Source organism: Saccharopolyspora antimicrobica (assembly GCF_003635025.1).
GTDB classification, from domain to species: domain Bacteria; phylum Actinomycetota; class Actinomycetes; order Mycobacteriales; family Pseudonocardiaceae; genus Saccharopolyspora; species Saccharopolyspora antimicrobica.
The window spans coordinates 3060770-3087089 of sequence record NZ_RBXX01000002.1; the positions used below are offsets into that span (position 1 = coordinate 3060770).

Sequence of the window (26320 nt, forward strand, 5' to 3'; positions counted from 1 at the left end):
GGCGCGCGAGATCGGCCGCGCTTTCGGCTGCGGCATCTGTTCGGGGTGGACGATTTCGCGCGAAATCGCCTTTCCTGCCGGAAAATATCGCCGATCTCGCGCGAAATCGGCGCAGGCGGCACCACCGGCATCCACTTCGGATACCGGTGGTGCGGTCGGTCAGCGCCGGTCCCGCTCCTCCGCCAAGCGGTCGTCCACCGAGGCGGCGCCTTCCCGGTAGCGGCGGGCGATCTCGGCGTTGAGCCGGTCCACCACCTGCTGCACCTCGCGGCGGCGTCGGGACACCGAGTCCTCCTCGGCGGTGTAGGCGTCGAGGGCCTGGTCCAGCTTCGCCTCGGACAGCGACGTCACGTTGGAGAGGTCGACGTCGGAGACGAGCGCTTCGACGTGCCTGCGGTGCGCCTCGGCGCGCGACGGCTCGGTGGTCTGGTAGCGGCCGGAACCGGTCGCCGGACCGACGGCGTTGTCCGAGAGGATGTTCACCAACTGCTCGACCACCGAGGTCGAGCCGCCCTCCGCCCGCCGCCGCTGCTCGGCGCGCACGATGTCGATCCGGGCGTGCAGCACGCGGCGCAGGTACGAGAGGTCGGTCTCCTCCTGCGCCGCCTCGTCCCGCAGCGCCCGCACCTCGCCCAGCACGAGGTCTTCGATTCCACTGGTGTAGTCCGGGGACAGAACCCTGTCGATGCGGCGCCGTCCACCCGGGCGGACTTCGATCACGTGGCCATCCTCCGGCAATTCGGTGGAACTCGCCAACAATTCGCTGATGTCGTTGTGAAAGCGCTGCGCAAAGAGCCGGTTACCGGCCGCGCAACCGCTCCGCGGCGACGCGCCCCGGCGGCTCGCCGCTGTCCGGCGGCACCGAGTCCGGGTCCACCGCGGCGGCCACCGCCCGGCCCTCCTCCGGGTCGCCCGCGACGAGTTCGGCGTCCACCGGCGTCGAGCGCTTGAGCAGCGCCAGCGCCACCGGGCCGAGCTCGTGGTGCTGCACGACGCTGCCGATCCGGCCGACCTTGCGGTCACCGTGCCACACCGGGTCGCCGGTCTCCGGCTGCACCTCCGCCGAGCCGTCCAGGTGCAGCAGCACCATCCGCCGCGGCGGCTTGCCGACGTTGTGCACCTTCGCCACGGTCTCCTGGCCGCGGTAGCAGCCCTTCGCCACGTGGGCGGCCACGTGCACCCAGCCCAGCTCGTGCGGGATCGCGCGGTCGTCGGTGTCCAGCCCGACGCGCGGGCGCAGCGCCTCCACGCGCAGCGCCTCGAAGGCGAGCGTGCCGGAGGGCCGGATGCCCGCGTCGGTCAGCTTCGTCCACCACTCGACCAGCGACACGCGCGGCACCACCAGGTCGATCGTCGGCAGCGAGCGGTAGGGCACGTTGCGCGCGAATCCGCCGCCGGGCAGCGGTTCCACCTGGTAGGGCTTGGACGGTACCGCCGTGAACTGGGCGAGGATGCCGCCCGCGTCCGGGCCGATCGCGGTGAGCACCGCGAACTCCGCGGTGGCGTCCCGGGGCTCCACTTTGGACCAGAAGCGCATCGCATCCAGGTACTCCGCCACCGGCTGCCTGCCCTCGACGCCCATCGTCGGCAGCGCGCTGCTGGCCTGCGCACCGGCGTCGGTGTCCAGGTAGACCACGCCCTCGTGGTGGGCGACCAGCAGATGGCAGTCCACGCGGCCGTGGCTGTCCAGGATCAGCGCCTCGGTGCCCTGTCCCTCCGGCAGGTCGGTCAGGTGCTGCGAGAGCACCAGGTGCAGCCAGCTCAACCGCTCCTCACCGGGCACGGCGAGCACCTGCCGGTGCGACCGGTCGACCAGCACCGCGGAGCGGCTGGCCGAGCGCTGCTCGGCGAACGGGTCGCCGAAGTGCCATGGCACGCCCACGTCCACCGCGTCCTCCGGTGCGGGGATCGCACCCGGCAGGTCCAACAGGGGTGAACTCATCAGCGCTCCTCGATGTGTTGCGGGATGTCCGGCCGGCCGGGCGGGGCCGATCGGGACGTGCGTGCCATCAACCCACCTCGGTCGCGCGGCAGTTCCGGCACACGCCGGACAGCGCGAGGTGGGTCGCGTCCAGTTCGAAGCCGCGCTCGCGGCGCAGCTGCTCGGCCAGCGCGTCGAGCGTCTCGCACGGCACCTCGTCGATCTCCCCGCAGCGGTGGCAGGCGAGGTGGACGTGCTCGTGCTCCTCGACGGAGTAGGTGGGCGCGCCGTGCCCGAGGTGCGTGTGCCGCACCAGCCCGAGCTCCTCCAGCAGGTCCAGCGCGCGGTAGACGGTGGTGATGTTGACCGTGGAGGCGGTGCCCTGCACCTTGCGGCAGACCTGCTCCGGCGTCGCGTGGCCGAGCTCGCGCACGGCGTCCAGCACGAGCTGGCGCTGCGGTGTCATCCGCATGCCCCGCTGGTGCAAGGTGCTGCGCAGCGATCCCTGGTCGCTCAATGCCCGCTCCTGTGCTCGGCGCGCTCCGGTCGGCACTTCCGATCGTAACTCCGCTGCGCCGACCACCGGACGCGCGCGCGACCCGGCACCGGACGCTCGACACTCCAGAACCGGATACTTGGGCTTTTGTCTTGAAACGCCGGAGGCGTTTAGCCCACCCTGCCAGCTCGCACCGCCGCGGGTTCTCAGCGTTCGCCTGGCGAGGACGGCCCGACCGCCGTGTATTGGTCATACATAAGGTCGGGCACCCGCAGTCCAGGCGGGCGCTGAGGTTCCGCCACTTGCACCGCCACGCAGAATGAGATCGTCAGACAGGCTCTACGCTTCCGGCATGCGCGTACTGGCTCTTTTGGACGGGACGATCGTCGACCCCGAGGCTCCGCTGTTCCGCGCCGACGACCTGGGGGTGATGCGCGGCGACGGGATCTTCGAGACGGTCCTCGTCGCCGATCGGCAGCCGCGGGAGCTCGGCCCGCACCTGGACCGGCTGGAGCGGTCCGCCCGGCTGATGCAGATGCAGCTGCCCGAGCGCGCCGCGTGGGAGCGGGCGTTGCAGGCGGTGATCGACAACTGGCCGTGGGACACCGACCCGGAGATGGCGCTGAAGCTGGTGTGCACCCGCGGGCTCGACGAGGGCGACGGCACCCCGCACGGCTTCGCGATGGGCATGCAGATCGGCGAGGACACCCGGCGCAAGCGCCGTGACGGCGTCGCGGCCGTGACGCTGGAGCGCGGCTTCGCGCCGGACCTGATGGACCGCGCGCCGTGGTTGCTGCTGTCGGCGAAGACGCTGTCGTACGCGGTGAACATGGCCGCCCTGCGGGAGGCTCAGTCGCGCGGCGCGGAGGAGGTCATCTTCACCGCGACGGACGACTCGGTGCTGGAGGGCCCGACCTCCACGGTGGTGATCGCCCGCGGCCGCACCCTGGTGACCACCCCGCCGAGCTCCGGCATCCTCAAGGGCACCACGCAGGGCGCGTTGTTCCGCGCCGCCGAGCAGGCGGGCTGGCGGACCGAGGTGGCGGCGTTCCCGACCTCGGCGCTGTTCGAGGCGGACGGCGTCTGGATGTGCTCCAGCGTCCGCCTGGTGACCCAGGTTCACACCATCGACGGTACGGCGATCAAGGCCGACCCCGAGCTGCACGCCGAGATCTCCCGGCTCTACGAGTCCAACTACTGATCTCCGAGGAGATTTCAATGGAAATCAGCGGTCCGATTTCCATTGAAATCGCGTGGAACCCGACGCGCCGTCGGTGTGTCGGGCACCCGACACACCGACGTGGCCCGCAAGTTCAATTGAAATCGCGTCGTCGATTTCAATTGAACTTGCGGGTGGTGTCGGCGGTCGGAACCTCGGTGCGCCCGCACGGAACCAGGTCAGCCCATGGTCTTCTGGCCGTCGATGGTCTCGCGGATGATGTCCGCGTGACCGGCGTGCTGGGCGGTCTCGGCGGCGATGTGCAGCAGCACCCGGCGCACCGTCCACCGCTTGCCCTTCTCCGCGTCCCACGGCGCTTCCGGGAGCTGGTGGGCGAGGTCCAGGTCGGGGAGCGTCTCGACGATCTCGTCGGTGTTCCGCGCGACCTCGTCGTAGTCGGCCAGCAGCGCTTCCAGCGTGTCCTCGTCGGTCATCCGGAACGTCGCCGCCTGCTCGGCGAAGGCCGCCTCGTCGTAGGCGTCGAACTTGCGGCCGTTGCGGATGAAGTCGGCCCAGTTCCGCTCGACCGCAGTGACGTGCTTGATCAGCCCGCCGAGGCAGAGCTCGCTCTTGGTCGGCCGCGAGCGGGCCTGCTCCTCGGTCAGGTTCTGCACCGTGTGCCGGAGGAAACCGCGGTGCGCCCGCAGCAGTTCCAGGATGTCCGCGCGCTCGCCGGTGGTGGTCATCGTGCCCGCCTCTTTCGTCGTCGTTGCCGATGAAGCTAGTGGCCGGGTCCGACAACGACAGCGCTTCAGCGCAACCCGGAGCGCATCCGGTGCGTCCCTTGTAGCGGGGCCCTGAGGAGGTGTCGGAATTGCGCAGACCTGCGCATCGGTGGGTCGTCGGCGGCCCGGTCGTGGTCGGGCTGCTGCTGGTGAGCGCGGCATGGGCGTGGCAGCTGGCCCTGGTGCTGACCGGCTGCGGAGGTGGACTCGGCAACCCGGGCATGACCGGGCAGCTGACCTGGGATTCCTGCGTGGTCTCCGATGAGCGCCCGCTGGTCGAGCTGCCCTGGCACCAGGACGCGTGGATCACCGGGTTGTCGGTGCTCAGCCTCGGATGCGTGGTGGCCGCGCTGCTGGCGTCGAGGTGGGCGCCGCGACTGGCCATCGCCGCGGTGTCCGCGCTGGTCTTCGCCGGCGCGGAGATGGGAGTGCGCGGCGTGCGGCGCGGCACCGGCGCCGAGCTGACCCACTACGCGGTTCCGGAGACGGCGAACGTGGCCTCGGAGGCGGGGCGCGAGGGCTGGAAGCTGTTCGTGTCCGAACAGGAGGTGTTCATCCCGGACGTCGGCACGACGCCGCTGATCGTGGGATTCGCCGCCGGGCTCGGACTGCTGGGGCTCGTCGTGGTGCTGCTCCGCGAGCAGCACCACGCTCGTGCCTCCTGAGAGCGCTGTGGACGTAGCCGTCGGCGCTGAAGTCAGCCGACGACGCGGTCCAGCTTGGCGGACAGGCGCGGCTGGAGCTCGTGCTCGGAGGTCGCGCGCTCCTCGACGTAGGCCAGCGAGCCGTCGACCACGCCGTAGAGCCGGCTGGCCGCCGTGACGTCCTCGCTGGACGGGGTGCGCAGGACCGCGTCGGTGCCGAACTGCCAGGTGGTCTGGGCCGTCGGCTGGCCGAAGAACATCTCGGCGACGCCCGTCTCGTGCAGGATGAGCAGCTCGATGGTGTCGTCCGGCTGCGGGCGGAAGAACCCGGTCTCGCGGAACGCGGGGCCGACGACCTCGCCGCCCTCCCCGTCGAGCCGCCACGCGCGGCTCTCGTAGACCAGGAACGGCCGGCCGTCGTGCGAGATCGTGACCTGCTGGACGAACCGGTAGGTCTCCTCCAGCGACGGGTGCGCGGCCTCGCCCTCACCGCGCCACACGCCGACCATCGGCAGCAGCGCCAGGCACGCGTCGTTCAGCGACGGTCCGAGGCGCAGGTTGGCCGTGTCGCCAGGGCCGGGCAGGTCCTCGAACTCCGGCACGTTGCGGTGCGCGGTGAGCTTGGCGCGCTCGGCAGCTGCGGCGACTGCGGCGTCACCGCTGCCGCGCTGCGGTTCGTTGGGCGTTGCAGTCACGGTGGGAAGGCTACCGGTTGTCCCGGATCAGTCGCTGTACAGGCGGTACACCACGTAGGCGCCGAACCAGATGGTGGCCACCGCGGCGAGGCCGACGAGGGTGACGAGGCCGTAGTGCAGGAAGTCGATAAGTTCCACGGGCAAAGAATAACCACCGAGCGAGCCCGGTGGGGTGTGGCGTCGGGCATGATCTGGCGGGCACCCACGGCCTGGACGGGAATCACATGGACTTCGAGACGTTGCGCGAGCGGGCGCTGGCCTTCCGCGAGGACCTGCTGGCGCGCAAGGACGAGATCGCGCCCAGCGACTTCGGCTGGTACCCGTACGACACGATGGCCAACATCTTCCACCTGGACGCGCTGCTCAGCGGGCCGCAGCGGCAGGTGTTCGACCGGATCGCGGGCACCAGGATCGCCGACATCGGGGCCGCCGACGGCGACTTCGGCTTCTTCCTGGAGGCCGAGCTGGGCTGCCAGGTGGACGTGATCGACAACGCACCGACCAACTTCAACGGCCTGCGCGGCGCGCGGCGGCTGGTGGCGGAGCTGGACTCGAAGGTCCAGGTGCACGAGATCGACCTGGACGCCCAGTTCGAGCTGCCCGCCGAGCACTACGGCGCGGTGTTCTTCCTCGGGCTGCTCTACCACCTGAAGAACCCGTTCTTCGTGCTGGAGCGGCTGGCCGAGCGCGCGGACCTCTGCTTCGTCTCGACCCGGATCGCGCAGCTCACCCCGGACGGCACCCGCATCCAGCAGCAGCCGGTGGCCTACCTGCTGGACCCGACCGAGGCGAACAACGACGCGACCAACTTCTGGATCTTCAGCGAGGCGGGCCTGCGCCGGCTGTTCGACCGCACCGGCTGGGAGGTCGTGGACTTCACCACGGTCGGCTGCACGCAGGACTCCAACCCGAGCGCCCAGGACCGCGACGAACGCGCCTTCGCCCTGCTCCGCTCCAAGAAGGCCCGCTGATCAGACGGTGAAGGGCACCTCCGGGTCAGCTGCCCGGAGGTGCCCTTCACTTCGAACCGATCAGGCGACCGCGATGTCCACCGCGTGGACGCCGGGGCCCGCCGTGGTGACGGCGGACTGGCCCTTGCCATCGCGGTGCAGGGCCCGGACCGTCCAGTCGCCGGGGGCGGCGTAGAAGCGGAAGTCGCCCTCCGGGGAGGAGACCACCTCCGCGGTGAACTCACCGGAGGAGTCCAGCAGGCGGACGAAAGCTCCGCCGACCGGCTGGTCCCCGGCCCGCACCTTCCCGGCCACCACGACCTGGTCGGTGTCCTCGGCCACCGCCGTCGCCGACTGCTGCGGCGCTCCGCATCCGCTGCTCATGCTCATCTCTCCTTCGGTTGTGTCTTTGAAGCGGCGAAGCCGCTTAGCCCACACTCGGCGCTTGCGCCGCTACCGGCGCCGCCACGCAAGACGAGTTCGTCAGACAGAAGTTCAGTTCTTGGCGGCTTCGGCTGGGTTCTCGATCGGGACGCCCACCAGCGAGCCGTACTCGGTCCAGGAGCCGTCGTAGTTCTTGACGTTGGTGTTGCCCAGCAGCTCCCGGAGGACGAACCAGGTGTGCGAGGAGCGCTCGCCGATGCGGCAGTAGGCGATGGTGTCCTTCGCGGTGTCCAGCCCGGCCTCGGCGTAGAGCTCCTTCAGCTCCTCGTCGGACTTGAAGGTGCCGTCCTCGTTCGCGGCCTTGCTCCACGGGACGTTGATCGCCGACGGGATGTGCCCGGCGCGCTGCGCCGACTCCTGCGGCAGGTGGGCGGGCGCGAGCAGCTTGCCCGCGAACTCGTCGGGCGAGCGCACGTCGACCAGGTTCTTGTTGCCGATCGCGTCGACCACCTCGTCGCGGAACGCGCGGATCGAGGTGTCCGGCTCCTGCGCCTGGTAGGTGGTGGCGGCCTTGTTCGGCTCCTCCTTGGTGAGCTCGCGACCGTCGAGCTCCCACTTCTTGCGGCCGCCGTCGAGCAGCTTGACGTCGCTGTGGCCGTAGAGCTTGAAGTACCAGTAGGCGTAGGCGGCGAACCAGTTGTTGTTGCCGCCGTAGAGGATCACCGTGTCGTCGTTGCTGATGCCCTTGGCGGACAGCAGCTTCTGGAAGCCCTCGCGGTCGACGAAGTCACGGCGCACGTGGTCCTGGAGCTCGTTCTTCCAGTCCAGCTTGATGGCACCCGGGATGTGGCCGCCGTCGTAGGCGGTGGTGTCCTCGTCGACCTCGGCGAAGACGACCCCGGCGGTGTTCAGGTTCTCTTCGGCCCACTCGGTGGAAACCAGGACCTCTGCGCGGCTCATCGAGCGACTCCTTCGTTGATCTTCGGTGGTTCAGCGGGGATCTGGAGCGGACGCCCCAGCGGGTGCCAACCGCCGGAGCACCAGGTACAGCTGGCAGCCGAGGCAGTAGCCGAACACCGCGTTCAGCAGTGCGGCGACCAGCGCTAACGCGTTCGCGACGAGGCCGAGGGTGGCCCACCCGGCCGCGTAGCCGATGGTCGCCACCAGGGCGAACGCGAACCCGACGCCCTGCGAGAACCGGACGGGCGCCGGTTCCTCGCGCTCGGCCTGGTCGATCGGGGAGAGGCGCGGTTGCACCGCCTGCCGGTACACGAAGCCCCACGGGTTGAGCCGCATGCCGAGGAACGCGCACAGACCGAACAGCACCATCTGGGCGGCCATCACCCGCCAGCTGGCGGTGATCAGGCCGAGGGCGAGGATCGCGCTGGTCATCGCGGCGGTGAAGCGGACGCCGCGCGGGTCGAGCGTGCCGGCAGACATGGGACCTCCTGACTGTGGACTTCGGCTGCCGAGTCCGTCAGGCGGTGTGGACGAGCACCTGCGTCACGACACGGCCGTGCGAGGTGCAAGACGTACTACCGCCCGGTCAGTGCCCGCAACACAGGCTGCTACCCACGCGGCAGAGATCGACCGCGCGCCTTCGGGTCAGCAGTACATGCACGGCTCGGAGGTTACCGGCTGGACCGATCGGCGGGAAGGACGTTCACAAGGTGGGACGCGAACGCGCGCGCCACCCGGGTTCTGGCCGATTTCGCACGAAATCGACGCGCGGTCCGGTCAGGCGAGGTGGGGCTGGAGGGCGGTGGCGAGGTTGTCGCGGTGGGGGACGCCCTTGATGCGGAACAGCTCGTCGCCCGCGGCGTTCAGCACGAGGGTCGTCGGCGTGGTGTGCACGCGCAGGGGCGTGGACCACTCCGGGTGATCGGTGAGGTCGACCTCCACGTGGCGGACTCCGCCGGTGCGCTGGGCGAAGTCGGCCAGCAGGACGCGGGTGTGGCGGCACGGCGCGCAGAAGGTCGTCGACAGCTGCAGCAGCGTGACCTTCGCGTCGGGACCGTCGGGGAGGCGCTGCTTGAGCGCCTCGGGGAGGAGTTCGGTCATGTTCTGCCCACCGTTCCGCTCGCGGGCCTTGCCCTGTCCGGCCTTCCACACCGCGCCGCCCAGCAGCGCCGCGGTCACGGCGATCAGCAGCGCCCAGACGCCCGCGCTCACCCGGTGGTCACCCCGGCGGCGCTGATCGTGACGTTGTCCGCGACGCCCTCGACGACCAGCGCGCCGCGCTCGGCGCGCACCGCGGTGGGCTTGACCTCGAACGGCAGCATGCCGGGGTCGAGCGTGGTGCTGAACTGCTTGAGCACCGACTTCTCGAAGATCGACGGGAGCTCGATGGCGCCGAAGGTGCTGTTGTTCAGGTCCAGCTTCCGCGGCTCGATCTGCATCTTGCCGTTGACCAGCGACAGCACCGCGATCACCCGCACCTTGTTGTCCGAGCCCGCGATGTTCACGGTGCCGTCGAGCTGCACCACCGCCTTGGTGCGGTCGGTGCCCGCCGAGAGCTGCTCGTCGGCCGCGCTGATGTTGCCTTCGTCGTCGGCCAGGGCGTCCTTGGCGGCCGGGTCGACGGTGAGGTCCTGGATGCCGATCAGCCGCGCCACGTCGGAGGCCCGCAGCTTCACCCGGCCGACGAGCTGGTCCACGACGAGGCGGTCGGCGGTGCCCGCGATCAGCTCGGAGGTGGACACCTGCGCCCCGTGCAGGTCGGCCTCGATGCCGACCTCGTTGAACGGGCCCACCGGCACCGCGTTGGCCACCAGCTGCACGTCCCGGTAGTTCCCGGCGATCACCTGGGTGAGGAACGGGAAGCCGTTGATCCGCACCTCGGGGTTCTCGCGCAGCTGCAGCTGCTCGGCGACCTTCTTGGACACCTGGTACTCGGCGATGGCAGCGCCGCCGAAGTCGGCGCCCACCAGCAGACCCGCGACGATCACGAGGGCGATGACGAGCTTCTTCACCGAGCGGTCCGTTTCTGTCGGGGGCACCGGCGGTTCAGCAACCACCACGATCGGGTGGTGTCACTGTATCCGCCGCCCATCGTGCGATGCGGTCCACCAAGTTCGGCGTGGCCGCGCTCTCGGCGTGTCGCATGCCCGCTTCCAGCCACAACTCGCCGCCGCCCGCTTCGCTGAGGGCGACCGCGTCGGCGACCGGGAAGTAGTGGTCATCCGTGCCGTGCACGATCAGCTGCGGCACCGGGATGCGGCGGACGAGCTCGATCGGCGAGACCGGCACCTCGCTCCAGGGCGGGGCGAGGCGGACGCCGAGCAGGCGCGCGCTCCACCGGCCGTGCGGTTGCTCCAGCAGCCAGTGCAACCTGCGCATCGCGGGCGTGTCGCGCACCCACCAGCGCGCCGGGCTGCTGACCGCGACCACCGCGTCCGGCGGCGTGCCCAGGGCGGCCTGGCGCAGCACCACCGCACCGCCCAGCGAGAAGCCGATCGTGACGATCCGGCGGCAGCCGAGCTCGCGCAGGTGGGCGACGGCGGCGTCGATGTCCAGCGCTTCCGCCGGGCCGACGGTGGTGCGGCCGCCGGAACGACCGTGGCCGCGGAAGTCGGTCGCGAGCACCGGGCCGCGCCGGGCCAGGCGGTGCAGGACCCGCTGCACGGTGGGCTTGCGGATGTGGTTGGTGAAGCCGTGCCCGAGGACGAACCCGAGGTCGGCGGGCAGCCCGGGGCCGGGCAGCAGCAGGCCGCGCAGCGCGGTCCCGTCGGCGGCCGACAGCGCCACCGGGCGAGGCCGAAACATCCGCGCAACATCGGGACGGCTGTTGTTCACAAATGTGATGCGACCCGTTGGACCTGGGAATTTCGGCTGCATGTCGGTTATTCTCCTTGCCATCCACAGGCAACGACGCCGAGTCATCCGCCGCGTGCGGTTGGCCACTCCAGGCCCGGACGTCGGGTTCTCGCCTTGGGGACGGAGGCCCTCCAGATGAGCTCCGAACTGCTGCTGCTGACCGGTGAAGAAGAGTGCGAAGCAGTGCTGCCCGCGCTCGCCCTGCTGCCCCACCGGGTGCGGGTGCTGCCCGCCGACCCCGGCTCGGTCCTCTCCAGCGGCGCGCACGATGCGATCGTGGTGGACGCCCGCACCGACCTGGTCGGCGCCCGCGATCTGTGCCGCCTGCTGTCGGCAGGTGACGTACCGGTGATCGCCCTGGTCAACGAGGGCGGATTGGTCACGATCAGCTCCGAGTGGGGCGTGGACGAGATCCTGCTGCCGACCACCGGGCCCGCCGAGATCGACGCCCGGCTGCGACTGCTGATCTCGCGGCACAGCTCCGCGGGCAGCGCCGACGACGGCATGCTCAGCGTCGGCGACCTGGTGATCGAGGAAGCGACCTACACGGCGCGGCTGAAGGGCCGGGCGCTGGAGCTCACCTACAAGGAGTTCGAGCTGCTCAAGTACCTCGCCCAGCACGCGGGCCGGGTGTTCACCCGCGCGCAGCTGCTGCAGGAGGTGTGGGGTTACGACTTCTTCGGCGGCACCCGCACGGTCGACGTCCACGTCCGCCGCCTGCGCGCGAAGCTGGGTCCGGAGCACGACTCGATGATCGGCACCGTCCGCAACGTGGGCTACAAGTTCGTCCGCCCGAACCGCGGCACCAACCCGATCGCAGCGGAGACCCGCGAGTCCGCCGGGCGCGCAGCCCCGTCCCGCGAGACCACCTTCGCCCGCTGACCAGCGATCGGACTGACCGACGACCGGGCGTTGTGCCGTGATCGGACGCGATTTCAATTGAAATCGGACGTCCGATTTCCATTGAAATCGCGGAGTTCTCCACAGCGGCGGCGGAACTGTCCACAGGCGTCGGCGTGTCGTGCCCGCTCAGGACTTGCGTTGGCGCCAGGCCCAGAGCACGGCGCCGATCGCGAAGCAGATCAGTCCGGCCAGCACCGATGACCAGGGCAGCGCGAAGGCGAGGACCGCGCAGCCCGCGAGGCCGAGCGCCGGAAGAGCACGGGGGAACCAGCGCTGCTCGCCGGGCAGGGTGAGCGCCGAGGCGTTGGCGATCGCGTAGTAGCCCAGCACTCCGAACGACGAGAAACCGATCGCGCCGCGCAGGTCCGTGACCAGCACCAGCACCACCACCGCCGCGGTGATCAGCAGCTCCGCGCGGAGCGGCGTGGCGAAGCGCGGGTGGATCGAGGCCAGCGGAGCGGGCAGGTCGCGTCCCCGCGCCATCGCCAGCGTCGTCCGGCCGACTCCGGCGAGCAGCGCGAGCAGGGCGCCGAGCGCCGCCAGCCCGGCACCGATCACGGCGAACGGCGCGAGCTGCGGCAGACCGCCCGCGCGCACCGCATCGGCCAGCGGAGCCGACGACGTCGCGAGACCGGGGCCGAGTGCGACCAGCAGCGTGGTCCCCACCGCGAAGTACAGGCACACCACGATCCCGAGCGCGATCGGGATCGCGCGGGGGATCGTGCGCTGCGGATCGCGGACCTCCTCGCCGAGGGTCGCGATGCGGGCGTAGCCCGCGAAAGCGAAGAAGAGCAGGCCGGCGGCCTGCAGCACGCCCAGCGGCGCAGGAGGCAGAGTCGAGGCGGGAGCCGAGGCGCCGCCGAGCCACACCGCGAGCAGCGAAGCGGCGAGCGCGGCGAGCGTGAGCGCGAGCAGGATGCGAGCGAGCTTCGCGGTGCGGGTGATGCCGACGCAGTTCACCGCGCCCAGAGCCGCGGCGAACGCCGCGGCGGCGGGCTTGGCGTGAGCGGGGAGGAGGTACTCGGCGGCGGTCAGCGCCATCGCCGCGCAGGAGGCCGTCTTGCCGATCACGAAGCCCCAGCCCGCGAGGAAGCCCCAGAACGGTCCGAGGCGCTCTCGGCCGTACACGTAGGTTCCGCCCGCCGCCGGGTACTGGGCGGCCAGCGCCGCTGAGCTGCTGGCGTTGCAGAACGCGATGATCGCGGCCAGCAGCAGGCTGATCAGCAGTGCCGAGCCCGCCGCTGCCGCGGCTGGGGCGAACGCGCTGAACAGGCCCGCGCCGATCATGGAGCCGAGCCCGATCACCACGGCGTCGGCGGTGGTCAGGCGTCGCTGGAGTTGGGGCACGCGGCACTCCTGGCGGTTCGTTTCCGCAGTTCAGGTCCCGTGAGCGGTTCGGGGTGCCATAGCGCCCCGAAGCACTCACGGGACGCTACCTGGATAAACCGCCCGCGGAACCCCTCTTCACGCGTTGTTCGCCGGGAAGCTGGGTAACGTCGGGGCGTGCAGCTGACATGGCGTAATGGACTGGACAGCACGGAAGCGGCCGAGGTCATGGGCCTGCTCGACAAGGCGGCGGCGGCCGACGGGGTCGCTCCCGTCGGAGAACACGTGATCCTCCGGTTGAAGGCGCACCGCGACGTCGTCCACCAGATCGAGCCGGTGCAGGCCGACGTGCGCTCCGAGCACTTCGTGCTGCGCGACGCGGGCGGCAGCCTCATCGGGTACGCGCACCTGGACACCGAGCACGAGAAGACCTCCGGCCAGCTGGTCGCCGAGCTGGCGGTCGATCCCGACCACCGGCGCAAGGGCGCGGGCGCGCGCCTGGTCGAGGCGCTGCTGGACCGCGCGGAGCTCTCCGCCGAACCCGCCCCGGACACGGCGCGGCTGCGGATCTGGTCGCACGGCGAGCTCCCGGGCGCGGTGCGGCTGGCCGAGCGGTACGGCTTCGGCCGGCCGCGGGAGCTGTGGCGGATGGGCCGGGAGCTCGCCGAGCCGGAGCTGCCGGAGGTCGAGCTGCGGGAGGGCGTGCGGCTGCGCACCTTCCAGCCGGATCGCGACGAGGCCGCCGTGGTGGCGGTCAACCACCGGGCGTTCTCCTGGCACCCGGAGCAGGGCGGCATGACCGAGCAGGACCTGCGGGCGAAGGAGCGCGAGGACTGGTTCGACCCGAACGGGTTCTTCCTCGCCGTCGACGAGCGCGATGAGCTGCTCGGATTCCACTGGACGAAGGTGCATCCCGACGGAACGGGTGAGGTCTACGTCGTCGGGGTGGACCCGGACGCGCAAGGCGGTGGGCTGGGGCGGTCACTCACAGTGGCCGGTCTACGACACCTGAGCGACACTGGTTGCCGCCAGGTGATTCTCTACGTCGAGGCGGACAACGCACCGGCGGTGAAGGTGTACCAGCGATTGGGGTTCGCGAAATGGGATGTGGACGTGCAATTCGGGCGATGACCGTCCCGTGCTGTGCGTCACCATTACTCCCCGGTTTCGCCCCTTTGTTCCCCCGAAGGTATGTGCGTCTCCTTACTAAGAGTGCCTTGTTCACCTTCCGTTCACCTGGATGGTGAGGGGTGTCCACCCCGGCTCCTTAACGTCCCCGGTGCGCGGCGAAGAGCACGGGCCGACCAGGGGCTCGGTCGCGCAACCGCAGGTTTTTCCGACTGGAGGAACGAAGTGAAGATCAAGCGGCACAGCGCTGCGTTCGCCGTTCTCGCCGCGGGCGCGCTCGTGCTCGCCGGCTGCGGCTCCGACCAGAACGCGCAGGGGGGCGGCAACCCGGCTCTGGACGCACTGCAGGTCGAGTGCGGCACCAAGCCGGTCTCGGGCGAGGGCTCCTCGGCGCAGAAGAACGCGGTCGACGTCTTCGCTCGCGACTACGGCCTCAAGTGCCAGGGGCAGAACGTCAACTACACCAAGTCCGGTTCCGGCAAGGGCGTGGCCGCCTTCACCGCGGGCCAGGTCGACTTCGGCGGTTCCGACTCGCCGCTGAACGAGGAGAAGGGCGAGGTGGCCGCGGCCGCCCAGCGCTGCCAGGGCAACCCGGCCTGGAACCTCCCGATGGTGTTCGGTCCGGTCGCCATCGCCTACAACCTGGAGGGCGTCCAGGACCTCACCCTGAACGCCGACGTGATCGGCAAGATCTACCAGGGTCAGATCAAGACCTGGGACGACCCGGCGATCAAGGCGCTGAACCCGAACGCGCAGCTGCCGTCCACCGCCATCGTGCCGTTCTTCCGCTCGGACGAGTCGGGCACCACCGACAACTTCCAGAAGTACCTGAGCACCGCCACCGGCGGCGCCTGGACCGGCAAGGGCAAGACCTTCCAGGGCGGCCAGGGCGTCGGCCAGGGCCGTGAGGGCAGCGACCAGGTCGCGCAGTCGGTGAAGGCCACCCCGGGTGCCATCACCTACGTCGAGTGGTCGTTCGCCAAGAACCTCCAGCTGGGCCAGGCCAAGATCGACAGCGGTTCCGGCCCGGTCGAGCTGACCACCGAGAACGTCGGCAAGGCCATCGACGGCGCCCAGATCGAGGGCGAGGGCCACGACCTGCGCGTCAACCTCGACTCCATCTACGGCAACAAGGCCGCCGGGGTCTACCCGATCGTCCTCAACACCTACGAGATCGTCTGCTCCAAGGGTTACGACGCGGAGACCGCGAAGTCGGTCAAGGCGTTCCTGACGGTCGCCGCCAACGCCGACGCCCAGCAGCTGCAGGACGCCGGCTACGTGCCGCTGCCGGAGGCCTTCAAGGCCAAGGTCACCGAAGCCGTCAACGCCATCTCCTGAGTAACCCGGGTCGCACCCAACCTGGGCGAACAACGGGTCGAATCTACGAAGTGAGAGGCTGCAAGCAGCAGTGACCGACTCGACGAGAGCCGACCTGCGCCCCGCGGACACCGATTCCGGTGCCCCGCGGGGCGCTTCGGCGCCTAGTTCCGGACCGGAGGCTCCCATTTCCGCTCCCGATACCTCCGCGGGCAAGACGCACCGACTCGGCGACCGGGTGTTCTCCTCGATCGCCACCGCCTCCGGCGCATTCGTGGTCGCCCTGATCGCTGCGATCGGCATCTTCCTGCTGATCCGCGCGATTCCCTCGTTGCAGGTCAACGAGGTCAACTTCCTGTTCAGCAGGGAATGGGACACCCGCGATCCGAACAACCTCAAGTTCGGCATCCTCGACCTGGCCTGGGTGACCGTGGCCAGCTCGCTGGTCGCGCTGGTCATCGCGATGCCGCTGTCCTGCGGGATCGCGCTGTTCCTCACCCGCTACGCCCCGCGCAGCCTGGCGCGGCCGTTCGCCTACATCGTCGACCTGCTGGCCGCGGTGCCGTCGGTCGTCTACGGCCTGTGGGGCTTCCTCGTCCTGGGCCCGGTGCTGCGGCCGGTCGCCCTGTGGCTCAACGAGTACCTCGGCTGGATCCCGATCTTCGCCCAGGGCAACGTGAACCCGATGGGTCTGGGCACGGACATCTTCACCGCCGGGATCGTGCTCGCCGTGATGATCATCCCGACGATCACCGGCGTCACCCGCGAGGTCTTCTCGCGGACGCCGAACCAGCAGATCGAGGGCGCCCTCGCGCTCGGCGCCACCCAGTGGGAGGTCGTGCGGACCACGGTGTGGCCGTTCGGCCGCAACGGCTTCATGGGCGGTTCGATGCTCGGCCTGGGCCGCGCCCTGGGCGAGACGATGGCGCTGACCATCATCCTCAGCTCCACCACCGCCCCGCCCGGCTACAGCATCTTCGACGCCGGTGCCACCTTCGCCTCCAAGATCGCGCTCGGTTCCGCCGAGTTCAACAACAACATGCAGGTGGGCGCCTACATCTCGGCCGGGCTGGTGCTGTTCGTGATCACCTTCGCGGTCAACGCCGTCGCGCGTTGGATCGAGAGCGCCAGCGGTAAGGGGAAAGCATGAGGACCGACACCGCTGACGTGGAGCAGCTGGCCACGCCACCGGCGTTCCAGCGGATCAGCTTCGCGCGGAAGTTCAAGAACAACCTCGCCACCACGCTGTTCGGCGCGGCGTTCGTGATCGCCGTGGTCCCGCTGCTCTGGGTGCTGTGGACGCTGCTGGAGCGCGGCCTCAAGCCGGTGCTCAGCTCGACCTGGTGGTCGCACTCGTTCAACGGCCTGCTGCCCAACGACTTCGGCGGCGGCATCTACCACGCGCTGGTCGGAACCCTGCTCGAAGGCCTGGTCTGCCTGGTCATCTCGGTGCCGCTGGGCATCATGGTCGGCGTCTACCTGGTCGAGTACGGGCGCGAGTCGCGGTTCGCGAAGGTCGCCACGTTCATGGTGGACATCCTCAGCGGTCTGCCGTCGATCGTGGCCGGTCTGTTCATCTACGCGCTGTGGATCACCACCTTCGGCTTCACCCGCAGCGGCTTCGCGGTGGCGCTGGCGCTGCTGCTGCTGATGATCCCGGTGGTCGTCCGGGTCACCGAGACGATGCTGCTGATCGTGCCGGACGAGCTGCGCGAGGCGGCTTACGCGCTCGGCCTGCCGAAGTGGAAGACGATCATGAAGATCGTGCTGCCCACGGCGCTGTCGGGCATCCTGACCGGTGTGATGCTCGGCCTGGCCCGCGTGCTGGGCGAGACGGCACCGCTGCTGATCCTGGTCGGCTACTCCAGCTCGATCAACTTCAACCTGTTCCAGGGCGAACTGGCGTCGCTGCCGCTGGCCATCTACATGGAGCGCAGCACCGGCACGGTGGCCGGTGACTACCGCATGTGGGGCGCCGCGCTGACCCTCGTGGTCGTCATCATGCTGATCAACCTCGTCGCGTCGCTGCTGTCGAAGCTGTTCGCGATCAAGACGAAGTAGGGACCTCAAACATGGCCAAGCGTCTCGACATCAAGGACCTGAACCTGTTCTACGGCAAGTTCCACGCCGTGCAGGACGTGACGCTGCAGGTGCCCGCCCGCAGCGTCACCGCGTTCATCGGCCCGTCCGGTTGCGGCAAGTCGACCGTGCTGCGGTCGCTGAACCGGATGCACGAGGTGATCCCCGGCTCCCGCGTCGAGGGCAAGGTGATGCTCGACGGCGAGGACATCTACGCCAGCGACGTGGACCCGGTGCAGGTGCGCAAGACCATCGGCATGGTGTTCCAGCGGGCCAACCCGTTCCCGACGATGTCCATCCGGGACAACGTGGTGGCCGGCCTGAAGCTGGCCGGTGAGAAGAACAAGAAGAAGCTCGACGAGGTCGCCGAGCGCGCGCTGCGCGGCGCGAACCTGTGGGAAGAGGTCAAGGACCGGCTGAACAAGCCGGGCGGCGGCCTCTCCGGCGGTCAGCAGCAGCGCCTGTGCATCGCGCGGGCCATCGCGGTGCGCCCGGACGTGCTGCTGATGGACGAGCCCTGCTCGGCGCTGGACCCGATCTCCACGCTGGCGATCGAGGACCTGATCTCCAACCTCAAGCAGGACTACACGATCGTCATCGTCACCCACAACATGCAGCAGGCGGCGCGGGTGAGCGACCAGACGGCGTTCTTCAACCTGCGCGCGGTGGGCGAGCCGGGCCAGCTGGTGGAGATCGACGAGACCGGCAAGATCTTCTCCAACCCGACCCAGAAGGCCACCGAGGACTACATCTCCGGCCGCTTCGGCTGATCGGTTCCGGTGTGCGGGGGCGGCGATTTCGCGCGAAATCGCCGCCCCTTCGCACGTCCGGGGCCGGTTTCGCGAGAAATCGCCTTCCCGCGCCCCGTTGCGGCTGGTGGGGGCCCGTGAGTGTTTTGTGTTGCTATAGCAACACAAAACACTCACGGGCACTGACCAGGTGAAACGGAGCCGATGGCGGTGCCGAGCCGGCTCGGTGGGAGTCAGGGGGCGTCGAGCAGGGATGCCGCCATCGCTTGGACTGCTGTGGTGAAGGACTTGCCCTCGCGCTGCATGTGGCGGATCAGGTCCGCGTCGAAGGTCGCCAGGAGCGCGTGGCTGAGGAAGTCCGCGTCCAGGTCCGGGCGCTGCGCCGCGACCAGGGTCGCGATGTGCTGGGCCCAGAAGCGGTAGCTGGGGTCTTCGTGCTTGTGGTCGCCGCAGGAGGCTTCGTGCGCTGAGAGCAGCGCGGCGTTCTGCTCGCCGATCGTGGTCAGCTCGGCCAGGAACGCCAGCAGCCGCTCGCGCGGCGGAGCTCCGGGTCCCAGCGGCGGCGGGCCGTCGGTGACGTTCTCGCGCAGCGCCTGGGAGCGTTCTTCCAGGAGCTCCTTGATCAGGCCCGCGCGGCTGCCGAAGCGGCGGAACACCGTGCCCTTGCCGACTCCGGCTTCGGCCGCCACCGCGTCCAGCGACACGTGGTCGCCGCCGCGCTCGGTCAGCAGCCGTTCGGCCGCCGCCAGCACCGCCTGGCGGTTGCGCGCGGCGTCGGCTCGCTCCTGCCTGGGCACGTCCCCTCCGATCAACCGGACTGTCGGTCCGTCTATGCTACCGTCCCATTAAACGGACCGACGGTCCGGTTGTTGGGAGGAAACGTGAGAGCACTGGTAGTCGATCCGGCGGCGCCCGCCGGGCTGCGCATCAGCGAGGTGCCGGAACCCGAACCGGGGCCGGGCGAGGTGCTGCTCGACGTCGGCCACATCTCGCTCAACCACGGCGAGATCGCCTTCGCCACCCGCCGCGAGCCGGGCACCGTGCACGGCTACGACGCAGCCGGTGTCGTGGTCCGGGCGGCCGCCGGGAGCCCGCCGGCCGGAGCGCGGGTGATCGCCTTCGGCGCCGGTGCGTGGGCCGAGCGCATGGTCGTCGGAGCCGACGCGGTCGCCGAGGTGCCGGACTCGGTCGACCTCGCCGACGCCGCCGCGCTGCCGATGGCGGGCCTGACCGCGCTCCGCACCCTGCGCACCGCGCCGATCCTCGGCAAGCGGGTGCTGATCACCGGGGCTTCCGGCGGGGTCGGGCGGTACGCCGTGCAGCTGGCGGCGATGGGCGGGGCGCACGTCGTCGCGCAGGCCAACCGGCAGGAGGGGCTGGCCGAGCTGGGCGCGCACGAGGTCGTGTCCGAGCTGTCCGGCGTGGCACCGGTCGACCTGGTGCTGGACAACGTGGGCGGGCGACTGCTGGTCGACGCCTGGGGCCTGGTGAAGCTCGGCGGCAGCGTGCAGAACATCGGCTGGGCCTCCGGCGAGCCCGCCGTCTTCGAGCCCTACTCGCTCTTCGCGGTCGGCCGGTCGAAGTCCTTGAACACCTTCGGCGACGTCAGCGCACCGGCCGAGGACCTGTCCACGTTGGCCGGACTGCTGGGTTCGGGACGGCTCTCGCCGGAGATCGGCTACCGCGGTTCCTGGGAGGACGTCGAAGCGGCGGCGAAGGCCTTGCTGCGCCGCGATGTCCGCGGCAAGGCAGTGCTGGAGCTGACGTGAGGATAGGACTCTGCATCGAGGAGCGCGGGCGAACCTGGAGCGAGTTGCTGAGCGATGCTCGCACGGCGGCCGCGGACGGGTTCGGGGCGATCTGGCTGGGACAGCGCGATTCCTGGGACGCGTTGACCGCGCTGGCCGTACTGGGTGCGGAAGTGCCCGGCATCCGGCTCGGCACCGCGATCGTGCCGACCTATCCGCGGCATCCGCTGGCCCTGGCCGCGCAGGCGCTGACCGTGCAGGGCGTGACCGGAGGCAGGCTGGACCTCGGCATCGGGCCCAGCCACCGGGTGATCGTCGAGGAACAGTTCGGCTATTCCTTCGACAAACCGGCCAGGCACGTGCGGGAATACCTGACCGCGCTCCGGCCGCTGCTGCGCGGCGATTCCGTGGACCACCGCGGCGCGGCCCTGCGCGCCACCGGTCGCGTCGACGTTCCGGCGGCGCCGCCGGGCCTGCTGGTGTCGGCGCTCGGGCCGGTGATGCTGCGGATCGCCGGTGAGCTCGCCGACGGGACGATCACGCTGTGGGCCGGGCCGCGAGCGCTTGACGAGCACATCGTGCCGACGATCAGCGCAGTTGCCGAGCAGCCTCGTGTGGTGGCGGTGGTTTCGGTGTGCGTGACGTCCGAAGTGGACGATGCGCGAGTCCGCTTCGCCGAGGAGCTTTCCGTGGCCGGGGAGCTGCCCGCCTACCGCGCGATGCTCGACCGGCAGGGGCTCGCCGGGCCGGAGGACGTCGCGGTGCTCGGTGACGAGGTGGCGGTGGAGCGGTCGCTGCGCCGTTTCGTCGAGGCCGGGGCCACCGAACTCGTCGCGGTTCCGTTCGGGACCGCGGCCGAGCAGGAGCGGACCCGAGAGGTGCTGGCAGCGCTGAACTCGCGCTGATCACCTGCTCCCGGGGCCGGCTACCGCCTGTCGGCCGGTGGGCAGTTCCGGCTGGCAGGACATCGGGTTCTCCAGCTGCGCGCACGGGAGGTGGCCGTGGGACTCGATGACGTCCATGCCCACGTCCCTGGTCAGGTAGCGCAGGAAGCTGGCGGCGAGCGAACCCGGCTCGGGCTCGCTGTAGGTGTACCCGTACACCGTCTCCCAGAAGGGGTAGGTGCCCTGATCAGCGCCCTCCAGGGTGGCCGACTGCCCGCCGATCCGGAGCCGGACCACCTCGTCGAGGCTCTCGGTGGCCTTCGCCTCCGCGTAGCCCAGCGCCCCGGGCGTGCTCGCCACCTTCTCCAGCAGGGCGGAGGTGGAATCCCGCTCGCACCGGGCCGGGACCACGCCCGGGTCGAACACCAGGCAGTCGTCGGAGGTGATGCGCGGTTCGCGGCCGGGCACGTCGTCGGACGGATCGGCGTCGAGGACGTGCGTCTCGAATGTCTTCCTGGTCCCGGAGTTGGAGTCCCGGCTCACCAGCCGGATCGGCAGGCCTTCCTTGCCGCCGAGCTGGCCCCACTCGGTGTACTGCCCCGCGTAGATCCCCCGGATCTGCGCCGCGGACAGGTCCTGCACCGCGGCTTCCGGGTTGGCCACCACGGTGAACAGCGAGAACGCCACCGGCCGGGGCAGCAGCAGCGGGTAGGCGGCGCTCTTGGGGCCGTCGGTGAAGGCGATCATCTCCGGGCTGGTGAAATCGCCGTCGCCGGCAGCGAACTTGGCCGCGTTCAGCCGGTTCCCCGCGTCGTCGAGCACCGACAGGCCCGCACCGCTGCCGGTCGTGCGGATGTCGATGGCCGAGCCCGGGCAGGTCTTCTCGTACAGCTGCTCGGCCTCGGCGAGCGCGGGCGTGAAGGCCGTCGACCCGACGATCTCCAGATGGCCCGTCGCGCAGCCCAGCGGGGCGTTCGAGCGGTACTGCGAGACCACGTACTGCACGAGGATGATCGACACGAGGAAGGTGCTGAGCACCACCACGAGCCGGGTGGACAGCCGCTCGCTGCGGGTCTCCTTGATGACGCCGAACGTGCCGACGTCCTTGGTCCCGCTGCCCAGCAGGCCCTTGCGGAACAGCCGCCGCGCCACCCCGCCCTTGATGCCGCCGATGACCTCCGGTTCCTTGATCAGCTCGGGCGAGTTCAGCGTCTCGGGCAGCCGGTCCAGCACGGCCAGCACCTTGTAGTGCTGGTAGGGGTTCAGCGACACGCGGGGCAGCTCGATGACGTCGTCGGTCATCCGCAGGCCGTTGCGCCGGGTGAAGTTGGGCGCCAGGCTCTCGTCGCTGAGCTCGGTGATCACCATCCCGGCGACCCGCCTGCCGGGGAACTTGACGCGGATCCCGACGAGGTCGTTGTTCGGGACGGCGTAGTCCTCCGGCGTGATGTTGGTGGTGCCGTAGTTCTCGACGCGCAGCAGCATGAACGAGGGCGCCTTCAGCGGCTCGGCGTTCTTGCCGTGCACCAGCCGCTCCAGCGCCCCGGCGTCCTGGGACGAGGGGCTGGTGCCGCTGCCGCCGATGGTGTCCATCTGGATCCGGTAGCCGAGCCGCTTGCGGCCGGCGATGGCGAACTCGTAGAGCCCGAGGAAGATCGGGACGAGCACGCCGAGGGCCGCGAGGACCAGGTTCTAGGAATCGATGTCCGCCATGACCCGCTCCCCCTGAGCTGCAGATCAACTGGGATCGTCAATCTAATGATCCGCAAGGGGTTCCGGGATCTCCGGCGGTGAGCTGTCAGCTGGTGTTCACCGGATGTTGGCGTCGCTCGAACAGGTGACAGGGCGCCGTTCGGCGAGAGGCGCCCCGTCACCTCGGCCCGATCAGGTGGCGGGCACCTTGTCGAGGAAGCCGTGCACGTGCCGGATCCGGCCGTCGGCGTCGAGCACCGCCACGTCGAAGCCGACCACCACCGCCTCGCCGCCCGCCGGGCCGAGCTCCCAGGTGAAGCGGGCGATGTCGTGGTGGGCGTCGAAGAGCTCGCCGGGGCGGAAGGCGAAGTCCGGGAACTGGGCCTGCACCGCCGCGATCGTCGCGTCGATCGCCTCGCGGCCGCGGACCTCGGCCAGCGGGTCGGTGTAGGTGCCCTCCGGCGCCCAGAGCTCGTCGACCGCGGCCCGGCGCTTGTCCGCGTCGCGCTCGTTCCAGGCGGCGATGTAGCGGTCGAGCAGTTCGGTGTTCATCGGGTTTCTCCCTCGTTCCACGGGCTTTCGACGGGCACCAGCTTGCGGCGCCGAGGTCATCGCGTCGATTACCCCGGAGGTAATGGCGGCGGTGGCTACTGTCGTGGTGTGACGACGGTGGAATCGCGCCCGGTGGGCGCGCTGCTGCGGGAATGGCGCGAGCGCAGGCGGTTGAGCCAGCTCCAGCTGTCGCTGGACGCCGACATCTCCGCCCGGCACCTCAGCTTCGTGGAGACCGGCCGCTCCAAGCCGACCAAGGAGATGATCCTGCGGCTCAGCGAGCAGCTCGACGTCCCGCTGCGCGAGCGCAACGGCCTGCTGCTGGCCGGCGGCTACGCGCCCGCCTACCCGGCCGGCTCGCTGGACGCGCCCGAGCTCGCCGCGGTGCTCACGGCCCTGCGGCAGGTGCTGGCCGGGCACGAGCCGAACCCGGCGCTGGTGGTCGACCGGCACTGGCAGCTGATCGACGGCAACGACAGCGCCGGGCTCTTCCTGGAGGGTGCGGCGGCGGACCTGCTGGAACCGCCGGTGAACGTGCTGCGGTTGAGCCTGCACCCGGCGGGGCTGGCGCCGAGCATCGTCAACCTGGGCGAATGGCGCGCGCACGTCCTCAGCAGGCTGCACCGCCAGGCCACCGCGACGGCCGACCCGGTGCTGCGCGACCTCCACGCGGAACTCCGCGACTACCCGTGCGACCAGCCGGAACCCGAAGTGGAACTGCCCGGCGCCGGAGACGTCGTGGTGCCGCTGCGCTTCCGCCACGGAGGAGCGGAGCTGTCGTTCTTCAGCACCACAACGGTTTTCGGCACGCCGCTCGACGTCACGGTCGCCGAGCTGGCGATCGAGTCCTTCTTCCCCGCCGATCGGTCCACGATGGACTTCCTCCGCAACCGGTGACCCGCAACTTCAATTGAAATCAGACGTTCGATTTCAATTGAAGTTGCGGACCTCCCGGTGTGTCGGGTGCCCGACACACCGGATACCTGTGCGATTTCAATGGAAATTGGACGTCCGATTTCCATTGAAGTTGCGCAGGCGTCGTCAGGCCGCGGCGGATTCGTCGGCTATCGCGGAGATGAAGGCGCTGGAGTCCTTCGGGTTGAGGGCTCGGGTGCAGACCTGCTCGAACGCCTTGAGGTAGTCCGCCGTGTCCGCGGCCTTGTCCAGGAAGCGCGAGTTCGCCGAGTCGCCCAGGTGCACCACCTGCGGGTCCGCTTCGTCGGGGAAGGAGAACACCGCGATGCGGTCGGCCATCAGCGGATGCCCGCCCGCCCGGAACGGCAGCACCTGGAGCGTCACGTTGCGCCGGTAGCCGAGCAGCACGAGGTGCTCCAGCTGCTGGCGCATCACGCCGGGACCGCCGACCGCGCGCCGCAGCGCCGACTCGTCCAGCACCGCCCACAGCTCCAGCGGCTGCTCGCCGAGCAACCGCTGCTGGCGCGTCGAGATCACCGTGAGCCGCTCCTGCAGCTCCTCCCGGGTGTGCTCGCGCGCGTCCGCGGTCAGCAGCGCGCGGCTGTAGTCCGCGGTCTGCAGCAGCTCCGGCAGCGGGTCCGCGCCGTAGCAGCTCACCGCCTTGGCCGAGGTCTCCAGACCGAGGTAGGTCTGCAGCCCCGGCCGCTGCGCGGTGCTCGGGAACTTCTGCCACCAGCCGCGCTGCTTGGAGTCCTGGGCGAGGTCCACCAGCGATGCGAGCTGCTCGGTGGTCGCCCCGTAGAACTCGGCCATCAGCCGCACGTCCGAGGTGCGGACCGGAACCCGGCCGAGTTCGATCTGGCTGATCTTGCCCTGGGAGCAGTCCAGGTGGGCGGCGACCTCGCGATGGGTGCGGCCCGCCGTTTCGCGCAGCCGCCGAAGCTCGCTGCCCAGCCGTCGTCTGTGCACGGTCGGACTCTTACGCACCGCGCACCTCATCGACCGCGGTTCGGTACGTTCTCACCCGAACGAGGATCGCACATGGCGATCACAGCATCGAGTGCTGAGACCGACTATTAATACTTCCTCGGTCACAGCGGCGATGACCAGCGGGAACCGCTCAGTTGTTCGGCATCTTTCCGGTCACGATGAACACCACCCGGCGAGCCACCGACACCGCGTGGTCGGCGAAGCGCTCGTAGAACCGGCCGAGCAGCGTGACGTCCACGGCAGCGGCCACGCCGTGCGACCAGTCCGGGCTCATCATCACCGTGAACAGGTGGCGGTGGAGGTCGTCCATCTCATCGTCGTCCTCCTCCAGCCCGCGCGCGGCCTCCACGTCCTGGGACTGGATGACGCTGCCCGCGCGACCGGCGAGCTTGACCGCGACCCGGCCCATCTCGGCGAAGTACGGCTGCACGTCGGCGGGGAGCACCGCGTTCGGGTGGCGGCGGCGCGCGGTCTTGGCCACGTGCAGCGCCAAGTCGCCCATCCGCTCCAGGTCCTCGGCGGTGTGGATGGTGGAGATGACCGTCCGCAGATCGCCGGCCACCGGGGCCTGCAGAGCGAGCAGCCCGAAGGCGTGCTCCTCGGCCCGGGCCCGCGCCTCGTCGATCTGCGCGTCCTCCTCGATGACCTGTTCCGCCAACTCCAGGTCGGCCTCCAGGAGTGCCTTGGTGGCGAGCTCCATGGCGGTGCCGACCTTGGTCGACATCGAGGCGAGTTCTTCGGCGAGCTCGCCGAGCTGTTCCTGGTAGACCTCACGCATGCTACCCAGGGTACTTCCACCGGTAATCGGACAGAATGACCCGTGGTGAACCAACGGTTAACACGCCATGAGAAAACCCTTCGGGGTGCTCCTCAGCGTTCCAGTGGTTGGCTTGCGTGGCGGTGCGGGTGGCGGAACCTCAGACGCCGCCTGGACTGCGGGATCCCGTTCTGATGTATGTCCAATACACGGCGAACGGGCTGTCCTCGCCAAGAGCCCAGTCTGGGCGGGCGCAGTCTGAGAACCTGCGGCGGTGCAAGCGCCGTAGGTGGGTTATGCGCCTGGCGGCGCATGTGGCGCCAGGCGATCGATACCAGCCGTGCGTCACGGTCGCTGTTCACCGCCGGAAGCGGCTAAGCCGCACATCTGACGATGGCCGGTCCGTGCGGTCGTCTTGCCGCCCTTGCTC

Annotated in this window: 30 protein-coding genes; 12 read left to right on the top strand and 18 right to left on the bottom strand. The window is 70.0% G+C overall.

All coding sequences use genetic code 11. From position 1 onward, the window contains the following. Positions 1-159: 159 nt before the first annotated feature. The 3 genes from ATL45_RS14965 to ATL45_RS14975 form a co-directional block, all read right to left on the bottom strand. Positions 160-720, bottom strand: coding sequence for an RsiG family protein (locus ATL45_RS14965; protein ID WP_093159225.1), 561 nt, complete (start codon positions 718-720; stop codon positions 160-162). Positions 721-799: 79 nt separating this feature from the next. Further along, positions 800-1942, bottom strand: a complete 1143-nt coding sequence (gene ygfZ, locus ATL45_RS14970) for a CAF17-like 4Fe-4S cluster assembly/insertion protein YgfZ (protein WP_170210245.1) — start codon at positions 1940-1942, stop codon at positions 800-802. Between the two features lie 67 nt (positions 1943-2009). Further along, positions 2010-2438 carry a Fur family transcriptional regulator gene (locus tag ATL45_RS14975; RefSeq protein WP_246025354.1) on the bottom strand — a complete coding sequence of 143 codons (429 nt, stop codon included), beginning with the start codon at positions 2436-2438 and terminating at the stop codon, positions 2010-2012. 331 nt (positions 2439-2769) lie between these two features. Here ATL45_RS14975 and ATL45_RS14980 point away from each other — a divergent pair, with 331 nt between their 5' ends. Then, positions 2770-3618: an aminodeoxychorismate lyase gene (locus tag ATL45_RS14980; protein ID WP_093159228.1), complete on the top strand. Its 849-nt coding sequence runs from the start codon at positions 2770-2772 to the stop codon at positions 3616-3618. 197 nt (positions 3619-3815) lie between these two features. Here the strand turns inward: ATL45_RS14980 and ATL45_RS14985 are convergent, their stop codons facing one another. Then, positions 3816-4322: a DinB family protein gene (locus tag ATL45_RS14985; protein ID WP_093159230.1), complete on the bottom strand. Its 507-nt coding sequence runs from the start codon at positions 4320-4322 to the stop codon at positions 3816-3818. 128 nt (positions 4323-4450) lie between these two features. On the opposite strand from ATL45_RS14985, the gene ATL45_RS14990 reads away from it, so the two are divergent. Beyond that, positions 4451-5026, top strand: a complete 576-nt coding sequence (locus tag ATL45_RS14990) for a hypothetical protein (RefSeq protein ID WP_093159232.1) — start codon at positions 4451-4453, stop codon at positions 5024-5026. Positions 5027-5058: 32 nt separating this feature from the next. On the opposite strand, the gene ATL45_RS14995 is transcribed toward ATL45_RS14990, so the two are convergent. Further along, the gene (locus ATL45_RS14995; protein ID WP_093159235.1) at positions 5059-5700 is read right to left on the bottom strand and encodes a heme-binding beta-barrel domain-containing protein; all 642 of its coding nucleotides are present in this window, start codon (positions 5698-5700) and stop codon (positions 5059-5061) included. A 224-nt stretch (positions 5701-5924) separates the two neighbouring features. Between ATL45_RS14995 and ATL45_RS15000 the strand changes: the two genes are divergently transcribed. Then, positions 5925-6671, top strand: a complete 747-nt coding sequence (locus ATL45_RS15000; RefSeq protein WP_093159237.1) for a class I SAM-dependent methyltransferase — start codon at positions 5925-5927, stop codon at positions 6669-6671. Positions 6672-6731: 60 nt separating this feature from the next. Here ATL45_RS15000 and ATL45_RS15005 read toward each other — a convergent pair whose 3' ends face one another. From ATL45_RS15005 to ATL45_RS15030, 7 genes are all read right to left on the bottom strand, one after another. Next, positions 6732-7034, bottom strand: coding sequence for a DUF1416 domain-containing protein (locus ATL45_RS15005; protein ID WP_170210246.1), 303 nt, complete (start codon positions 7032-7034; stop codon positions 6732-6734). Positions 7035-7145: 111 nt separating this feature from the next. After that, complete coding sequence (locus ATL45_RS15010) at positions 7146-7994, bottom strand: sulfurtransferase (RefSeq protein ID WP_093159243.1); 849 nt, start codon at positions 7992-7994, stop codon at positions 7146-7148. Between the two features lie 30 nt (positions 7995-8024). Beyond that, complete coding sequence (locus tag ATL45_RS15015) at positions 8025-8474, bottom strand: DUF4395 domain-containing protein (RefSeq protein ID WP_093159245.1); 450 nt, start codon at positions 8472-8474, stop codon at positions 8025-8027. 106 nt (positions 8475-8580) lie between these two features. Further along, on the bottom strand, positions 8581-8655 hold the full coding sequence (locus tag ATL45_RS40230) for a putative leader peptide (protein ID WP_350945149.1): 75 nt from the start codon (positions 8653-8655) through the stop codon (positions 8581-8583). A gap of 116 nt (positions 8656-8771) precedes the next feature. Continuing rightward, entirely contained in the window at positions 8772-9206 is a 435-nt protein-coding gene (locus tag ATL45_RS15020; protein ID WP_093159249.1) for a TlpA family protein disulfide reductase, read from the bottom strand. Continuing rightward, positions 9203-10006, bottom strand: coding sequence for an LmeA family phospholipid-binding protein (locus tag ATL45_RS15025; RefSeq protein ID WP_093159252.1), 804 nt, complete (start codon positions 10004-10006; stop codon positions 9203-9205). Before ATL45_RS15025 ends, ATL45_RS15020 begins: the two co-directional genes overlap by 4 nt. A 34-nt stretch (positions 10007-10040) precedes the next feature. Continuing rightward, positions 10041-10799 carry an alpha/beta hydrolase gene (locus tag ATL45_RS15030; protein WP_093159254.1) on the bottom strand — a complete coding sequence of 253 codons (759 nt, stop codon included), beginning with the start codon at positions 10797-10799 and terminating at the stop codon, positions 10041-10043. A 186-nt stretch (positions 10800-10985) separates the two neighbouring features. Between ATL45_RS15030 and ATL45_RS15035 the strand changes: the two genes are divergently transcribed. Further along, positions 10986-11732, top strand: a complete 747-nt coding sequence (locus ATL45_RS15035) for a winged helix-turn-helix transcriptional regulator (protein ID WP_093159257.1) — start codon at positions 10986-10988, stop codon at positions 11730-11732. 147 nt (positions 11733-11879) lie between these two features. On the opposite strand, the gene ATL45_RS15040 is transcribed toward ATL45_RS15035, so the two are convergent. Continuing rightward, entirely contained in the window at positions 11880-13100 is a 1221-nt protein-coding gene (locus ATL45_RS15040) for an APC family permease (RefSeq protein WP_093159259.1), read from the bottom strand. Between the two features lie 156 nt (positions 13101-13256). Here ATL45_RS15040 and mshD point away from each other — a divergent pair, with 156 nt between their 5' ends. From mshD to pstB, 5 genes are all read left to right on the top strand, one after another. Continuing rightward, a complete protein-coding gene (gene mshD / locus ATL45_RS15045) occupies positions 13257-14210 on the top strand; it encodes a mycothiol synthase (protein WP_256258588.1) in 954 nt (317 codons plus the stop codon). Between the two features lie 222 nt (positions 14211-14432). Continuing rightward, positions 14433-15545: a phosphate ABC transporter substrate-binding protein PstS gene (gene pstS, locus ATL45_RS15050; protein WP_093159264.1), complete on the top strand. Its 1113-nt coding sequence runs from the start codon at positions 14433-14435 to the stop codon at positions 15543-15545. A gap of 166 nt (positions 15546-15711) precedes the next feature. Further along, positions 15712-16674: a phosphate ABC transporter permease subunit PstC gene (gene pstC / locus ATL45_RS15055; protein WP_235863887.1), complete on the top strand. Its 963-nt coding sequence runs from the start codon at positions 15712-15714 to the stop codon at positions 16672-16674. Then, on the top strand, positions 16671-17585 hold the full coding sequence (gene pstA, locus ATL45_RS15060) for a phosphate ABC transporter permease PstA (RefSeq protein ID WP_121505346.1): 915 nt from the start codon (positions 16671-16673) through the stop codon (positions 17583-17585). Before pstC ends, pstA begins: the two co-directional genes overlap by 4 nt. An 11-nt stretch (positions 17586-17596) precedes the next feature. Next, entirely contained in the window at positions 17597-18373 is a 777-nt protein-coding gene (gene pstB / locus ATL45_RS15065) for a phosphate ABC transporter ATP-binding protein PstB (protein WP_093159548.1), read from the top strand. 212 nt (positions 18374-18585) lie between these two features. On the opposite strand, the gene ATL45_RS15070 is transcribed toward pstB, so the two are convergent. Continuing rightward, positions 18586-19149 (bottom strand): TetR/AcrR family transcriptional regulator, encoded by a 564-nt coding sequence (locus tag ATL45_RS15070; protein WP_177242104.1) that lies wholly within the window; start codon positions 19147-19149, stop codon positions 18586-18588. 84 nt (positions 19150-19233) lie between these two features. On the opposite strand from ATL45_RS15070, the gene ATL45_RS15075 reads away from it, so the two are divergent. Both ATL45_RS15075 and ATL45_RS15080 read left to right on the top strand, forming a co-directional pair. Beyond that, the gene (locus tag ATL45_RS15075; RefSeq protein WP_177242105.1) at positions 19234-20121 is read left to right on the top strand and encodes a zinc-binding dehydrogenase; all 888 of its coding nucleotides are present in this window, start codon (positions 19234-19236) and stop codon (positions 20119-20121) included. Continuing rightward, complete coding sequence (locus ATL45_RS15080; protein ID WP_093159550.1) at positions 20118-21005, top strand: TIGR03564 family F420-dependent LLM class oxidoreductase; 888 nt, start codon at positions 20118-20120, stop codon at positions 21003-21005. The genes ATL45_RS15075 and ATL45_RS15080 overlap by 4 nt, the downstream gene beginning before the upstream one ends. Here the strand turns inward: ATL45_RS15080 and ATL45_RS15085 are convergent, their stop codons facing one another. Further along, positions 21006-22652: a PstS family phosphate ABC transporter substrate-binding protein gene (locus tag ATL45_RS15085; RefSeq protein ID WP_246025355.1), complete on the bottom strand. Its 1647-nt coding sequence runs from the start codon at positions 22650-22652 to the stop codon at positions 21006-21008. Between the two features lie 216 nt (positions 22653-22868). Next, positions 22869-23228 (bottom strand): nuclear transport factor 2 family protein, encoded by a 360-nt coding sequence (locus ATL45_RS15090; protein WP_093159555.1) that lies wholly within the window; start codon positions 23226-23228, stop codon positions 22869-22871. A 108-nt stretch (positions 23229-23336) separates the two neighbouring features. Here ATL45_RS15090 and ATL45_RS15095 point away from each other — a divergent pair, with 108 nt between their 5' ends. Continuing rightward, positions 23337-24125 carry a helix-turn-helix domain-containing protein gene (locus ATL45_RS15095; protein WP_246025356.1) on the top strand — a complete coding sequence of 263 codons (789 nt, stop codon included), beginning with the start codon at positions 23337-23339 and terminating at the stop codon, positions 24123-24125. Positions 24126-24269: 144 nt separating this feature from the next. Here the strand turns inward: ATL45_RS15095 and ATL45_RS15100 are convergent, their stop codons facing one another. Further along, positions 24270-25112, bottom strand: a complete 843-nt coding sequence (locus tag ATL45_RS15100) for a helix-turn-helix domain-containing protein (protein ID WP_093159558.1) — start codon at positions 25110-25112, stop codon at positions 24270-24272. Between the two features lie 151 nt (positions 25113-25263). Then, complete coding sequence (phoU, locus tag ATL45_RS15105; RefSeq protein ID WP_093159560.1) at positions 25264-25911, bottom strand: phosphate signaling complex protein PhoU; 648 nt, start codon at positions 25909-25911, stop codon at positions 25264-25266. Positions 25912-26320: the final 409 nt, after the last annotated feature.